Origin of the sequence: Actinomadura meyerae, assembly GCF_900188445.1 — a bacterium.
GTDB classification, from domain to species: domain Bacteria; phylum Actinomycetota; class Actinomycetes; order Streptosporangiales; family Streptosporangiaceae; genus Spirillospora; species Spirillospora meyerae.
Genome location: NZ_FZOR01000007.1, coordinates 52,190 through 66,172 on the forward strand (window position 1 = coordinate 52,190; position 13,983 = coordinate 66,172).

15 protein-coding genes are annotated in these 13,983 nt (G+C 73.1%); 11 read left to right on the forward strand and 4 right to left on the reverse strand.

Features of this window, described 5'->3' with window-relative positions:
• The first annotated feature begins 133 nt into the window (after positions 1-133).
• The 3 genes from dut (at position 134) to CHF16_RS42290 (ending at position 1,661) form a co-directional block, all read left to right on the forward strand.
• The gene (gene dut / locus CHF16_RS09880) at positions 134-625 is read left to right on the forward strand and encodes a dUTP diphosphatase (protein ID WP_425427482.1); all 492 of its coding nucleotides are present in this window, start codon (positions 134-136) and stop codon (positions 623-625) included.
• Positions 626-628: 3 nt separating this feature from the next.
• Positions 629-1,441 (forward strand): DUF3710 domain-containing protein, encoded by an 813-nt coding sequence (locus tag CHF16_RS09885; protein ID WP_089325651.1) that lies wholly within the window; start codon positions 629-631, stop codon positions 1,439-1,441.
• Between the two features lie 139 nt (positions 1,442-1,580).
• On the forward strand, positions 1,581-1,661 hold the full coding sequence (locus tag CHF16_RS42290; protein WP_483860509.1) for a 50S ribosomal protein bL37: 81 nt from the start codon (positions 1,581-1,583) through the stop codon (positions 1,659-1,661).
• Between the two features lie 48 nt (positions 1,662-1,709).
• Here CHF16_RS42290 and CHF16_RS09890 read toward each other — a convergent pair whose 3' ends face one another.
• Complete coding sequence (locus CHF16_RS09890; protein WP_089325790.1) at positions 1,710-2,405, reverse strand: PIG-L deacetylase family protein; 696 nt, start codon at positions 2,403-2,405, stop codon at positions 1,710-1,712.
• 77 nt (positions 2,406-2,482) lie between these two features.
• Between CHF16_RS09890 and CHF16_RS09895 the strand changes: the two genes are divergently transcribed.
• Positions 2,483-2,830: an SdpI family protein gene (locus CHF16_RS09895; RefSeq protein ID WP_179271461.1), complete on the forward strand. Its 348-nt coding sequence runs from the start codon at positions 2,483-2,485 to the stop codon at positions 2,828-2,830.
• 16 nt (positions 2,831-2,846) lie between these two features.
• Here the strand turns inward: CHF16_RS09895 and CHF16_RS09900 are convergent, their stop codons facing one another.
• Positions 2,847-4,127 carry an ArsB/NhaD family transporter gene (locus CHF16_RS09900; protein ID WP_089325653.1) on the reverse strand — a complete coding sequence of 427 codons (1,281 nt, stop codon included), beginning with the start codon at positions 4,125-4,127 and terminating at the stop codon, positions 2,847-2,849.
• A gap of 231 nt (positions 4,128-4,358) precedes the next feature.
• On the opposite strand from CHF16_RS09900, the gene CHF16_RS09905 reads away from it, so the two are divergent.
• The 4 genes from CHF16_RS09905 (at position 4,359) to CHF16_RS09920 (ending at position 7,777) form a co-directional block, all read left to right on the forward strand.
• Positions 4,359-5,156, forward strand: coding sequence for an ABC transporter ATP-binding protein (locus CHF16_RS09905; protein ID WP_089325791.1), 798 nt, complete (start codon positions 4,359-4,361; stop codon positions 5,154-5,156).
• A gap of 1 nt (position 5,157) precedes the next feature.
• Positions 5,158-6,513, forward strand: coding sequence for an FtsX-like permease family protein (locus CHF16_RS09910; protein WP_089325654.1), 1,356 nt, complete (start codon positions 5,158-5,160; stop codon positions 6,511-6,513).
• A 117-nt stretch (positions 6,514-6,630) separates the two neighbouring features.
• Positions 6,631-7,053 carry an OB-fold nucleic acid binding domain-containing protein gene (locus CHF16_RS09915; RefSeq protein ID WP_179271462.1) on the forward strand — a complete coding sequence of 141 codons (423 nt, stop codon included), beginning with the start codon at positions 6,631-6,633 and terminating at the stop codon, positions 7,051-7,053.
• 46 nt (positions 7,054-7,099) lie between these two features.
• Positions 7,100-7,777, forward strand: a complete 678-nt coding sequence (locus CHF16_RS09920) for a DUF3159 domain-containing protein (protein WP_245868326.1) — start codon at positions 7,100-7,102, stop codon at positions 7,775-7,777.
• 70 nt (positions 7,778-7,847) lie between these two features.
• Here the strand turns inward: CHF16_RS09920 and CHF16_RS09925 are convergent, their stop codons facing one another.
• Together CHF16_RS09925 and CHF16_RS09930 are read right to left on the reverse strand one after the other, a co-directional pair.
• The gene (locus CHF16_RS09925) at positions 7,848-8,507 is read right to left on the reverse strand and encodes a potassium channel family protein (protein WP_089325656.1); all 660 of its coding nucleotides are present in this window, start codon (positions 8,505-8,507) and stop codon (positions 7,848-7,850) included.
• Positions 8,507-9,172 (reverse strand): potassium channel family protein, encoded by a 666-nt coding sequence (locus CHF16_RS09930; RefSeq protein ID WP_089325657.1) that lies wholly within the window; start codon positions 9,170-9,172, stop codon positions 8,507-8,509. Before CHF16_RS09930 ends, CHF16_RS09925 begins: the two co-directional genes overlap by 1 nt.
• Before the next feature lie 225 nt (positions 9,173-9,397).
• Here CHF16_RS09930 and CHF16_RS09935 point away from each other — a divergent pair, with 225 nt between their 5' ends.
• From CHF16_RS09935 to CHF16_RS09945, 3 genes are read left to right on the forward strand one after another with little or no spacing between them, the layout of a single operon-like run.
• A complete protein-coding gene (locus CHF16_RS09935; protein WP_089325658.1) occupies positions 9,398-11,431 on the forward strand; it encodes an APC family permease in 2,034 nt (677 codons plus the stop codon).
• A complete protein-coding gene (locus CHF16_RS09940) occupies positions 11,424-12,761 on the forward strand; it encodes a class I SAM-dependent RNA methyltransferase (RefSeq protein WP_089325659.1) in 1,338 nt (445 codons plus the stop codon). The genes CHF16_RS09935 and CHF16_RS09940 overlap by 8 nt, the downstream gene beginning before the upstream one ends.
• A 32-nt stretch (positions 12,762-12,793) precedes the next feature.
• Positions 12,794-13,969, forward strand: coding sequence for a GNAT family N-acetyltransferase (locus CHF16_RS09945; protein WP_089325660.1), 1,176 nt, complete (start codon positions 12,794-12,796; stop codon positions 13,967-13,969).
• Positions 13,970-13,983 lie beyond the last annotated feature (14 nt).

Consider the following 13,983-nt stretch of genomic DNA (forward strand, 5'->3'; position numbering starts at 1 on the left):
CGGGAACGGGTAGGGTCAACTGCCGGACTCGCGCGGCGGCGGCGTCCCACGGCGGCGTTTCGGCCGCGGCAGGGCACGGCTCCGTCGGTAGGGTCGGGTGGTCCTCCGGCAGGTACGCGTTGAGGTGGAGCCCGTGAGCAAGGTCGATGTGCTGATCAAACGGCTGGATCCCGAGCTGCCCCTGCCGGCCTACGCGCATCCGGGCGACGCGGGCGCGGATCTGGTCGCGGCCGAGGACGTCGAGCTGGCCCCCGGGGAGCGCGCGTCCGTCCCGACGGGGGTCGCGATCGCGCTGCCGGACGGCTACGCCGCTTTCATTCACCCCAGGTCCGGATTGGGCGCTAGGTTGGGAGTGACCATTGTCAACGCACCCGGTACGGTCGACGCCGGCTATCGGGGTGAGATCAAGGTGACCCTGCTGAACACCGACCCCCGCGCCGCCGTGACGCTGCGGCGCGGAGACCGCATCGCGCAGATGGTCGTGCAGCGGGTGGAGCGGGCGGTGTTCCACGAGGTCGCCGACCTTCCCGGGGCGGCGCGCGGAACCGGCGGATTCGGGTCCACGGGCGGATTCGGTGACACGCGCGTTTCCGGGAACAATGAGCACAGTCGAGAAGGAGCGTGAGTCGTGGCTTTTGGACGTCGCCGGCAGGCCGAGGAGCCCGCGAAGGGACCCGAGGCGACCGAGGAGCCGGTGGAGACCGCCGAGGAGGCCCCGGCCGAGGCGGAGCAGGCCGAGGGCGGCCCGTGGGACTCCGAGGACTCCTTCCCCGAGCTGCAGCGGCTCGACTTCGGCTCCCTGCAGATCCCGGTCGCGCCGGGGCTGGGCTTCCAGGTGAACTTCGAGGCCACCCAGGTGGACGAGGAGGGCAACCCCCTGGACGGGCGCCCCGTCGCCGTGCTGGTGCAGTACGAGGAGAGCGCCATGCAGCTCCAGGTGTTCGCGGCGCCGAAGCGCAGCGGCATCTGGGACGACGTCCGGCGTGAGACCGCCAAGGACATCACCGAGGAGGCCCAGGGCCAGATCCAGGAGGGCGAGGGGCCGTTCGGTCCCGAGCTGCTGGCGATGGTCCCGGCGGCGCTGACCGAGGAGGTCCTCGCGGAGATGCCGCAGGAGGTCCGCGAGCAGATCCCGGCCGAGTTCATCGAGCAGGGCTGGGCGCCGCAGATCATCCGCTTCCTCGGCGTGGACGGCCCCCGCTGGTTCCTGCAGGCCGTGGTGCAGGGCGCCGCGATCGAGGACGAGGAGCAGTGGCAGGTGCTGGAGGACGTGCTGCGCGGCGTGGTGGTGGTCCGGGGCGACGCCCCGATGCCGCCCCGCGACCTGCTGGAGCTGCGCATCCCCAAGGAGTTCAGCGAGGCCGGGCAGGACGGCGAGGAGGAGGCCGTGGAGACCTTCGACCCGTTCGAGCGCGGCCCCGAGATCACCGAGGTGCGCTGACCCGCGGCATCCGCCGCGTCCCGCGAACGCCGGCCCGCCCGCGCCGCAGTCCTTTTCGGACGTGCCACCGGGCGGGTTTCGCCTTCCCGGGCCCCGCCGATCCCTTGCCTTGCGGGCCGTGCGGGTGGTCAATCGGGGCATGTCGAAGAGGACGCGCAAGCGCAGGGCACGCAAGCGGAGCAAGCACAACAAGGGCAAGCGGCCCAACGCCCGCCACTGACCCCGGCACGGACCCCCGAAAACCGAAGGGGTCCGGCCCTGGGCGAGGTCAGAGCATCTCGAACGTCATCGCGTGCTCGACGCCGGCCTCCCGCCCGGCCGGCTCGGCGATGCCGGTGAGGAACTCCGCGGCGTCGAAGTCCGCGCCGAGGTTGGCGAAGTACACCTCGTGCGCGCGCAGGGAGTCGATCCCTGCGTTCAGATGCCCGGTGACGTCCACGTAGTGCGTGGGCCGCGGCGACCCGCCGAACAGCGTGAACCGGACGCCCTGCCACGGCTCCAGCCCGAGGTCGCGGAACACCCACCGGTTGGCGGCGTCGCGGACGGCGTCCGCGACGGCCAGCCCGAGCACCCGGTGGTCGGCCATGTTGAACCCGCCCTCCGGGAAGCTCTCCCGGAAGTTGATCGACAGCACCACCTCGGGCCGGTGCCGGCGGATCGCGCTCGCGAGCGTCCGCCGCAGCGGCAGCCCGTACTCCAGCATGCCGTCCGGCAGGTCGAGGAACTCGACGGTGCCGACGCCGACCCGCCGCGCCGCCTCGATCTGCTCCGCGGTGCGGACGCGCCGGACCTCCTCGGGGTCCATCGCGTCGATCCCGGCCTCGCCGCGGGTGGCGAGCACCTCCGTCACCGTCTTGCCCTGCGCGGTCCACTTGGCGATCGCCGTCGAGCACCCGTACTCCAGGTCGTCCGGATGGGCGACGATCGCCAGGGCCCGCTCCCAGTCCTCAGGTACCACGTCCATCTCCCCATCCTCGCCGATCATGTCTCCACCCTCGGACGGGCATCATGGTCATATCGGACAGAGAGGGGTACGGCACCTTGACCATCACCGGGATCGTTCTCATCGCGGCGGGCGTGCTCGTCGCCGTGGTCGGCAGGCTCGGCGCCACGGGCCGGATCCGGCGCAACGGCTTCATCGGGATCCGGACGGGACGGAGCATGGCCGACGACGAGTCGTGGCTGATCGTGCACCGCCGCGCCCAGCCGTGGATGCACGCGTCCGGGGCGTCCCTGATCGCCGCCGGCGCCGCCGCGATCGCCGCCGGTGCCAACGAGACGGCGGCCGGCGTGACGACCCTGGTCGGCGCGCTCGCCTGCGGGGCCTTCGGGGTGATGGGCGTCATCGCCGGCCACCGGGAACTCACCCGCCGCAAGCTGCCGAGGTAGCGCCCGTAGGCGTCACCTATAGGTAGCGGAGCCACAGGTAGGGGGTGGCGAGCGCGACCGTGATGAGGGTGACGATGAGGCCGTACCGGGTGAACCGCCAGAAGCTGATCGGGGTGCCGTTGCGGGCGGCGATGCCCAGCACGACGACGTTGGCGCTGGCGCCGATGGCGGTGGCGTTGCCGCCGAGGTCGGAGCCGAGGGCGAGCGCCCACCACAGGACGTGCCCCTGCTCGCCCGGGTGCTGCTGGACGAGGTCGGCGACGATCGGGCTCATCGTGGCGACGTAGGGGATGTTGTCCACGATCGCCGACAGCACCGCCGACGCCCACAGCAGCAGCATCGCGGCGGCCCCGAGGCGGCCCTCGGTGGCGTCGGCGGCGGCCTCGGAGACGTTGGCGATGACGCCGGTCTCGACCAGCCCGCCGACCATCACGAACAGCCCGGCGAAGAACACCAGCGTGGGCCATTCGACCTCGCTGAGCGCCTCCTCCGTCGTCACCCGGGTCGCGGCGACGAGCAGGCCCGCGCCGAGCAGCGCCACCACCGACGGCTCGTAGTGCAGGACGGGGTGCAGCACGAACGCGGCGATCACGATCGCGAGGACGGTGAGCCCCTGCGCGAGCAGCCGCCGGTCGGTGATGGCCTCCCGCTCCTCCAGCGCCATGACCTCGGCGGCGAGGTCGGGGTCGTAGCGGAACTCCGCGCGGAACAGCCACCGGGCCAGCCCGCAGAACACGATGAGGAGCAGCACCACCAGCGGGGCCAGGTGGACGAGGAAGTCGTTGAACGACAGCCCGCCCCGGCTGGCGATGATGATGTTGGGCGGGTCGCCGACGAGGGTCGCGGTGCCGCCGATGTTGGACGCCAGGACCTCGGCGATCAGGTACGGCTCGGGCCGCAGCGCGAGCCGCTCGCAGACGAGGAAGGTGACGGGCGCGATCAGCAGGACGGTGGTGACGTTGTCCAGCAGCGCGGACGCCACCGCCGTCAGCACGATCAGCATGACCATCAGCCGGTAGGGGCGTCCCCGCGCGCGCTTCGCCGCCCAGATCGCGACGAACTCGAACACGCCGGTGCGCCGCAGCACCGAGACGATGACCATCATCCCGAGCAGCAGGAAGATGACGTTCCAGTCGATCCCGGACTCGGAGGAGAAGAAGGCGCCCTCGGCATCGGTGATGTGCAGCAGCAGCATCAGACCGGCCCCGCCCAGCGCCACCGCCGTCCGGTGCACCTTCTCCGACGCGATCAGCACGTAGGCGAAGACGAAGACGACGATCGCGGCGGTGGCCTGCACGGAACCTCCTGGTCGGGTGTACGGCTGACTGACCTGCCGACCAGACTTCCCGGCGCACCGCAGGCGACTCTAGCGGGCCGCGTGCGGCGGGTGGGAAGCCGGGGTTCCGGCGAAGGTGGGGTTTTGCCTACCCCGATCGGCGTGCTGGACCCATCCCCGGCCGCGTCCGCCGTCCGTAGCTTCGTTCCCGAGGCGCCCCGCGAGGGGGCGCCGGGCGGAGGTAAGGGAATGATGTTCGGACGAAGCGGAACGGCCGCGGCGCCCCAGGCGCCCGGTGAGGCGCTCAGGCTGGACGGCGTGCGCAAGGTCTACGGCGCCGAGGGCAACCAGGTGGTGGCGCTGGACCGCGTGTCGCTGTCACTCCCGGCCGGGTCGTTCACCGCGGTGATGGGCCCGTCCGGGTCGGGCAAGAGCACGCTGCTCCAGTGCGCGGCCGGCCTGGACCGCCCCACCGAGGGCCGGGTCTTCGTGGACGGAGCGGAGCTGTCCGGCGGCGGCGAGGCCGCGCTCACCAAGTTCCGGCGGCAGCGGATCGGCTTCATCTTCCAGCAGTTCAACCTGCTGCCGACCCTGGACGTGATGCAGAACGCCGTGCTGCCGCTGAAGCTGGCAGGCCGGAAGGTCGACAAGGCGCGGGTGCGGGCCGTCCTGGAGCGGGTGGGGCTCGGGGACCGGCTGCACCACCTCCCGTCGGAGCTGTCGGGCGGCCAGCAGCAGCGGGTGGCGATCGCGCGGGCGCTGGTGACCGAGCCGCGGGTGGTGTTCGCGGACGAGCCGACCGGCGCGCTCGACACCCGCAGCGCGCGCGCCGTGCTGGAACTGCTGCGCGAGTCGGTGCGGGCGTTCGGGCAGACGGTGGTCATGGTCACCCACGACCCGGTCGCCGCGTCGTTCGCCGGTTCCGTGCTCTACCTGGCGGACGGGCGGATCGTCGGCCACCAGACCGCGCCGACCGCCGAGTCGGTCGCGGAGCGGATGACCCACCTGGCCGACGAGGTCGAGCGCCAGCGCACGATGGCGGGGGCCTGACATGTTCGGACTGGCACTGCGTTCACTGCGCAAGCGCGCGAGCGCGTTCACCGCGAGCTTCCTCGCGATGTTCCTCGGCGCGATCATGATCATGTCGTTCGCCTCGATGCTCGACACGGCGGAGGGGAGCGGCGCGACCGGGGAGGCCCGGGAGACGCTCGTCACGATGGCGACCGTGGTCGGCGGCTGGGGGCTGCTGCTGGTGGTCTTCGCGGTCACCTCGACGCTGACCCTGTCCGTCCGGCAGCGGGCGGCGGAGATCGCGCTGCTGAAGAGCGTCGGCGCGACCCCGGCGCAGCTCGGCCGGATGATCGTTGGCGAGGCGGCGGGCCTGGCGCTGGCGGCGGCGCTGCTCGCCGTCGTCCCCGCCGTCGCGGCGGGCCGGGCGCTGCTCGGGCTGCTGCACGGCACCGACCAGGTGCCGGCGGGGATCGGCCACCACTTCGGCGCCGCCGCGCTGTCGATGGGGTTCGGCGTCACGCTGGTGTCCGCGGTCGCCGCCGCGCTGATCACCGCCCGCCGCGCCGTCCGCGTCCGGGTGGTGGAGTCGATGGCCGCGGCCGCGGCCGACGAGGCGCGGCTGAGCCGCAAGCGGATCGTCTTCGCCGTGGTGTTCCTGCTGCTGGCCGCCACCGAGGCGGTGGTGACGCTCACGGTGATGAGCGACGCGGGCAGCGACACGATGGCGACGTCGGGGCAGGCGGACATCTTCGCCGGGATCGGCCTCGCGCTGCTCGCCCCTGCGATCATGCGCCGGACGGCGGTGCTCGCGGCCGGCCCGCTGCGGGCGTTCGGCGCGGCGGGCGACTTCGTGGCGGCCACGATGCGCCGCCGGACGGGCGCCCTCGCGTCCGCGGTGACGCCGGTCGTGCTGTTCGTCGGGACGGCCGTCGGCACGCTGTACCTGCAGGCCACCGAGAACGCCGCGATGGACGCGGCCGGCCTGGCCAAGACGGCCGATCAGAAGAGCATCGAGACGCTCAACTTCGTCGTCATCGGCATGGTGGTGCTGTTCACCGCGATCATGCTGGTCAACACGCTGGTCGCGGCGACCGCGCACCGGCGCCGCGAGTTCGGCCAGACCCGCCTCGCCGGCGCCACCCCGCGCCAGCTGCTCGGCGCGGTGGCGCTGGAGTCGGCGGTGCTGACCGTCACCGGCGTGCTCCTCGGGACCGTCGCGGCGCTGTTCACGATCGTCCCGTTCGGCCTCGCGCGCCGCGACTCGGCCGTCCCGGACGGCGACGTGTCGATCTACCTCGCGGTCGCCGCCCTGGCCGCCGTGCTGACCGGCGTGACGGCGCACGCCGCGACCCGGCGCACCCTCCGCGTCCCGGCCGTGGAGGCCGCCCTGCGCTGACGGCGTTCCCCGCGCGGCCCTCCACGTGTGCGCCCACTCGCCCGGGTGGGCGCGCACGCGTGTCCGGGTCCCCGGCCGGGGGGCCGATTCGTCCGTGGATGTCATACGCTTCGAGGTATGGACGAGGTTTCGGCCGGTACGCCGTCCCAGGCGGACCCTGGGGGGCACGGGCACGGCAAGGGCGGCCTGCGGCGCTTCCTGCGCCGGATGGCGGCCGGCAAGGCCGAGCTCGAGGCCGAGGAACTGCAGAAGACCACCGGCGACGAGGGCGCGACGCCGATCACCGACTGCGGCGCGCGCACGCGCAACTGCGTGGCGGGTACGCTACGTACCGTGACCCTGCGGCCCCGGGGCGGCGCGCCCGCGCTGGAGGCGGAGCTCTACGACGGCACCGACGTGATCAGCCTGGTCTGGCTCGGCCGCCGCAAGATCGCCGGGATCGACCCGGGCCGCCGGCTGCGCGCCGAGGGCCTGGTCAGCGTGCAGGACGGGCGCAAGGTCATGTTCAATCCGCGATACGAGCTGCGCGGCGGCTCGTGACGGCCGTCCCCGGGCGGCCGGAGGAGCAGATGGGCGAAGTGGCAGCGTGAGCGAGACGACAGCCGGCACCGGGCGGGAGACCGCCGCGCACGACACCGTCGAGGCGGCCGTGCGCGCCCAGCTCACCAAGGCGCTCGGCGGCGTCCGCGGCATGCTGGAGGCCGCCGTCCCCACCATCGCCTTCACCGGTACCTACGTCGCGGCCGAGAACATCCGCCTCGCCGTCGGGGCGGGGATCGGCGCGGCGGTGGTGCTGCTGGTCGTCCGGCTCGCGCAGCGCTCCAGCCCGCAGTTCGTGCTGAACAGTCTCGTCGGCATCGCGATCGCCGCGTTCTTCGCGCTGCGCTCGGGCAAGGCCGAGGACGCCTTCCTGCCCGGCATCATCCTCAACGCCGGCTACGCCGCCGCGATGATCTTCTCGATCGTGGTGCGCTGGCCGGTCGTCGGCTTCATCATCGGCTCGGTCACCGGCGACCCGACCGCCTGGCGGCGCGACCCCGGCATCGTCAAGCTGTGCTCCCGGCTCACCTGGCTGCTGGTGCTGCCCTGCGCGGCGCGCGTCGCCGTCCAGTACCCGATCTACCTCGCCGACGGCGACCAGAGCGGGCTGCTCGGCGCCGCCAAGATCGCGATGGGCTGGCCGCTGCAGGTCGCCGCGCTGGCGGCGATGGTGTGGCTGCTCGCCCGCGGCCGCACCCCCATCGAGCGCGAAGAGCCCGCCTGACCGGTCGCCCGGCCGGACGGGCCCCGCACGAGATCCACCGTGAACGCCGCCGTGAACGTCGCCGTGGGCGTCAGCGCCCGCCGAGCAGCTCGGCGAGCTCGTCCTCCACGTCCTGGCTGGCCACGAACATCAGCTCGTCGCCCGGCTCCAGCGTGTCGTCGGACGAGGGCACCAGCACCCGCCCCTCCCGCAGGATCGCCACGAGCGCGGTGTCGCGCGGCCACTCCACCGACCCGACCCGCTGCCCGCCGAGCGGCGCGTCCTCCGGCAGCGTCAGCTCGACCAGGTTCGCCTCGCCCTGGCGGAACGTCATCAGCCGGACGAGGTCGCCGACGCTGACCGCCTCCTCCACCAGCGCCGACAGCAGCCGCGGGGTGGACACGGCCACGTCCACGCCCCACGACTCGTTGAACAGCCACTCGTTGTTCGGGTGGTTGATGCGCGCCACCACGCGCGGCACCCCGTACTCGGTCTTCGCCAGCAGCGACACCACCAGGTTGACCTTGTCGTCGCCGGACGAGGCCACCACGACCTGGCAGCGCTCCAGCGCCGCGTCGTCCAGCGAGGAGATCTCGCACGCGTCGGCCAGCAGCCACTCGGCGCGCGGCACCATCTCCACCTTGATGGCCTTGGGGCTCTTGTCGATCAGGAGCACCTCGTGCCCGTTCTCCAGCAGCTCCTGCGCGATGGAGCGGCCCACCGCGCCGGCCCCGGCGATCGCGACCCGCATCAGCCGTCCTCCCCGTTCCGCGCCGCGACGGCGGCGTTCACCCGCTCCAGGTCGTCGGCGTTCGCCATGATGTGCACGATGTCGCCGTCCTGGATCACCGTGTCCCGGTCGGGGACGAGCGCCTCGCCCATCCGCGACAGGAACGCCACGCGGGTGCCCGCGTGCTCCTCCAGCGCGCCGACCTTCGCGCCGACCCACAGGTGCCCGGAGTCCAGCTCGGCGAGGACGACCGCCCCGGTCGGGTCGCGCCACAGCGGCTCCGCGCCCTCCGGGAGGAGCCGGCGCAGGATCTGGTCGGCGGTCCAGCGGACCGTCGCGACCGTGGGGATGCCGAGGCGCTGGTAGACCTCCGCGCGGCGCGGGTCGTAGATCCGGGCCACGACGTTGTCGACGCCGAACGTCTCGCGCGCCACCCGGGCCGAGATGATGTTGGAGTTGTCGCCGCTGCTGACGGCCACGAACGCCGACGCGCGCTCGATGCCCGCCTCGGCGATCACCTCGCGGTCGAATCCGAACCCGGTGATGCGGCGGCCCCGGAATCCGCTGCGCAGCCGGCGGAACGCCTCGGGGTTCTGGTCGATGATGGACACCGAATGGCCCTTGTCCTCCAGGATGTGGGCGAGCGTCGAGCCCACCCGCCCGCATCCCATGATCACGATATGCACGGCCGTTCCCTCTTCCGTCCAGGAGGACGTTCCCCCTGTACCCCCGCGCCGGTGCACGGCATTCGTCGCTGCGCCGCCGACGCCGTGCCGCACCCGAGGACCGTTTTCCGACAATGATCCCTGCCGGGCTGCAAACCTACACATCCCCCCAGGCGAGTACTACTCAACCAGGTCCGCGGCGGGGGGAGAAAACCCTGGCCGGGGCGAGGGCTAGGCTCTCCTTTCGTGTCAAGGCTTCCGGACCTCGCGAAGCGGCTCCTGCTGGGCCGCGCGCTGAGCAGTTCCCAGCAACACGAGCAACTGCTGAGGAAGCGGATCGCGCTGCCGGTCTTCGCCAGCGACGCGCTGTCCTCGGTGGCCTACGCCCCCCAGGAGATCCTCCTCGCACTCGGCGCGGGCGGCCTCGTGATGTACCACTACACGCCCTGGGTGGCCGCGGCCGTGGTGGTGATCCTGCTGACGGTGGTCGCGTCCTACCGGCAGAACGTCCGGGCCTACCAGAGCGGCGGCGGCGACTTCGAGGTCGCCACCACCAACCTCGGCGACAACTGGGGCGTGCTCGTCGCGAGCGCGCTGCTCGTCGACTACACCCTCACCGTCGCGGTCTCGGTCTCCTCCGGCGTGGAGAACCTCGGCGCGCTGTTCACCGCCATGCGGCCGCACGAGGTCGCCGTGGCGATCGGCATCGTCGTCGCGCTCACCATCGGCAACCTGCGCGGCCTCAAGGAGGCCGGGATCGCGTTCGCGATCCCCACCTACCTGTTCATGTTCGCGGTGTTCGGCATGCTGGCGTGGGGGCTCATCCGGCTGGTCGCGGGCGCCGACCTGGAGGCCGAGACCGCGCACCTGGAGGTCCGCGGCGACCAGACCGACCTCGCCGGGTTCGCCCTGGTCTTCCTGCTGCTGCGGGCGTTCTCCTCCGGCTGCGCCGCGCTGACCGGGGTCGAGGCGATCAGCAACGGGGTGCCCGCGTTCCGCAAGCCCAAGGGCGAGAACGCGGCCCGCACGCTGCTGGCGCTCGGGCTCATCGCGATGACGATGTTCGGCGGCGTGGTCGCCTTCGCCTTCGTCACCGACGTCCGGTTCACCGACCTCGGCCAGGACAGCGTGCTCGTCGACCCCGCGACCGGGCGGGTGGTCGAGCACGCCGACCCGGTGATCGCGCAGGTCGCGCACGCCGTGTTCAGCAACTTCACCCCGGGCTTCGCGCTGGTCGCCGCGATGACCGCGCTGATCCTGTTCCTCGCCGCCAACACCGCCTTCAACGGGTTCCCGGTGCTGGCCTCGGTGCTCGCCCAGAACCGCTACCTGCCGCGCCAGCTGCACACCCGCGGCGACCGGCTCGCCTACAGCAACGGCATCATCATCCTCGCCACCATGGCGGGGCTGCTGGTCTACGCCTACGACGCGTCCGTCAGCCGGCTGATCCCGCTCTACACCGTGGGCGTGTTCGTGTCCTTCACCGTCAGCCAGGTCGGCATGGTGCGGCACTGGAACCGGCTGCTCGCCGCCGAGCCGGACGCCGCGCAGCGCCGCCGGATGAAGACCTCCCGCGGCATCAACGCGTTCGGCGCCACCCTCACCGGCTTCGTCCTGGTCATCGTGCTGATCACCAAGTTCGCGCTCGGCGCCTACATCGTGTGCATCGCGATGCCGCTGCTGTTCCTGCTGATGAAGGCGATCCGGCGGCACTACGACCGGGTCGCCGAGGAGCTCGTGCCCTCCGGCGAGGACGTCGCGCTGCCCGCGCGCAACCACGGCATCGTGCTCGTCTCGAAGATCCACAAGCCGACGCTGCGGGCGCTGGCCTACGCCCGTGCCACCCGCCCGTCCACGCTGGAGGCGGTGACCGTCGCGGTGGACGCCGAGGAGTCCCGGCAGCTCCAGGAGGAGTGGGACGCCCTCGACATCCCCGTCCCGCTGAAGATCCTCGACTCGCCGTACCGGGAGATCACCCGGCCCGTCCTCGCCTACGTCAAGGGCGTCCGCAGGCGCAGCCCCCGCGACGTCGTGACCGTGTTCATCCCCGAGTACGTCGTCGGGCACTGGTGGGAGCAGCTCCTGCACAACCAGAGCGCGCTGCGGCTGAAGGGGCGGCTGCTGTTCCAGCCGGGCGTCATGGTGACCAGCGTCGCCTGGCAGCTCCAGTCGTCGGACCGGCTGAAGGGGCGGGTCGAGCCGCCCGGGCCCGGGTCGTCCCGGCGTCCGCCGCGGACCGGGGCGCGCCCCGGTGCCGGTAGTGTTTCGGACCGTGACTGAACTCGAACCCGACGTCCTCGAACTGGAGGTCGGCAACGTCGCCAACGGCGGATTCTGCGTCGCCCGGCACGAGGGCCGGGTGGTCTTCGTCCGGCACGCCCTGCCCGGCGAGCGGGTGCGGGCCCGCGTCACCGACCGGACCAAGAGCTTCCTGCGCGCCGACGCCGTGGAGATCATCGAGGCGTCCCCGGACCGCGTCGCGCCGCCGTGCCCGTTCGCGGGGCCGGGGCGCTGCGGCGGCTGCGACTGGCAGCACGCCTCCCTGCCCGCCCAGCGCGAGCTCAAGGCGGCCGTCGTCGCCGAGCAGCTCCAGCGCCTCGCGGGCATCACCCGCACGGTGACGGTCGAGGAGGTCCCGTACCCGGTCGACGCCGAGGTCGCGCCGCCGCCCGGTCTCGGCTGGCGCACCCGCGTGCAGTTCGCCGTCGACTCCGGCACCGTCGGGCTGCGCCGGCACCGCTCGCACGACATCGAGCCGATCGACGAGTGCCTGATCGCCCACCCGGGCGTCGAGCTGATGGGCATCGAGCGCAAGCGCTGGCCCGGGGCGTCTGGTGTCGAGGGCATCGTCTCGGCCACCACGGGCGACCGCCTGGTCGTGCTGCGCGGCCGCGACCGCCGCAGGATCAAGGTGCCGCGGCTGGACGTACCGGTCCGGCTGGTGCGCGGCAAGCCGGAGCCGGGGAGCTCCCTGCCGTACGTGCGCGAGGAGGTCTCCGGGCGGCTGTTCCAGGTGAGCGGCAGCGGGTTCTGGCAGGTCCACCCCGGCGCGGCGCAGCTCCTCGCCGACGCCGTGCTGGACGCCCTGGAGCCCAAGCCCGGCGACATCGCCCTCGACCTGTACTGCGGCGTCGGCCTGTTCGCCGGCGTCCTCGCCGACCGGATCGGCCCGGACGGCCTCGTCGTCGGCGTCGAGTCGGACGGGCAGGCCGTCCGCGACGCCCGCTTCAACCTGCGCGACCTGCCGAACGTGTCGATCGAGCGCGGCCCCGTCGAGGAGGTCGTCGCCGACCTGGAGTTCGGCCGCGCGTCCAGCGGCTCCCGCACGCAGAACAAGCGGGGCGGCGGCCACCACCGGGGCGAGCGCGTCCGGCGCGCCGACCTCGTGGTCCTGGACCCGCCGCGCACCGGCGCGGGCCGCGACGTCGTCGAGCACATCACCCGGCTCGCCGGCCGCAAGATCGCCTACGTGTCCTGCGATCCGGCGACGCTGGCCCGCGACCTCGCCTACTTCAGCGAGCGCGGCTGGACCCTGGAGGGCCTGCGCGCCTTCGACGCCTTCCCGATGACCCAGCATGTGGAGTGCCTCGCGACCCTGGTGCGCGGCTGAGGGGACGGCGCCGGCCCGCATACGGTGGATCCATGATCGAGATAAGGGACCTGCCGGAATCGGATGTCGACCGCATGGTCGACCTGGCCGGCATGGTGTTCCACGTCCGCGTCGACCCCGAGAGGGACCGGTGGAAGCCGCTGCGCGCCGAGCGCGCCGGGGCCTACGACGGCGGCGAGCTGGTGGGCCAGGTCGCGACGCTCCCGATGCGCCTGGCCGTGCCGGGCGCGCTCCTCGACTGCTCGGCGGTCAGCCTCGTCGGCGTGCTGCCCACCCACCGCCGCCGCGGGATCCTCTCCTCCCTGATGGACCGGACGCTCGCCGACGCCGTCGCGGCGCGGCGGCCGGTCTCGGCGCTGTGGGCGTCCGAGGGAGCCATCTACGGCCGCTACGGCTTCGGCCTCGCCACGCGCGCGATCGGCCTGGAGGTCGACACGTCCCGGCCGCTGGCGCTCCGCACGCCACCCGACGAGCGCCCCCTCCGCCTCATCGACCCCGGGTCCGCGCCCGAGGTGCTCGACCCGATCCACCGCCGCGGTCTGGAGGCCCGGCCGGGCGGCCTCGTCCGCGACCCCGAGTGGTGGGCGCGCGCGATCCTGCCGCCGGTGGACGGTGACGCCGCCGGACACACCGGGCCGCGGGTCGTCGTCCACCCGGGCGGGTACGCCGTCTACCGCGCCGCCGGGAACGGAACGATCAGGGTCGTCGACCTCGTGGCCGACACGCCGCGGATCGAGGCGGCGCTGTGGCGGTTCCTGGCGTCGATCGACCTGACGTCCCGCGTCCACGCGCCGAGCCGCCCGGTCGACGACCTGCTGCCGTACATGGCCGCCGACCCGGACCAGGTGTCGGTCAAGGAGGACTACGGCGCGCTGTGGCTGCGCCTGATCGACGTCCCGGCCGCGCTCCGCGCGCGTTCCTGGGCCGCCGAGGACGCCTTCGTCCTGGAGGTCGAGGACGACCGCCTCCCCGCCAACGCGGGCCGGTGGCGCCTCACCACGGGCCCGGCCCCGTCCTGCGAGCCGACCGCGGACCCGCCGGACCTGGCCATGACCGCGGCCGACCTGGCCTCGGTCTACCTGGGCGGTACCAGCCCGCGCACCCTGTCCAGGGTCGGCGCGATCACCGAGCGCACGGAGGGCGCGGCCGCGCGGCTGGCCGCCGCGCTCGCCGTCCCGCTGGCCCCGTACCTCAACGACGAATTCTGATCCGGGCGGTCGCC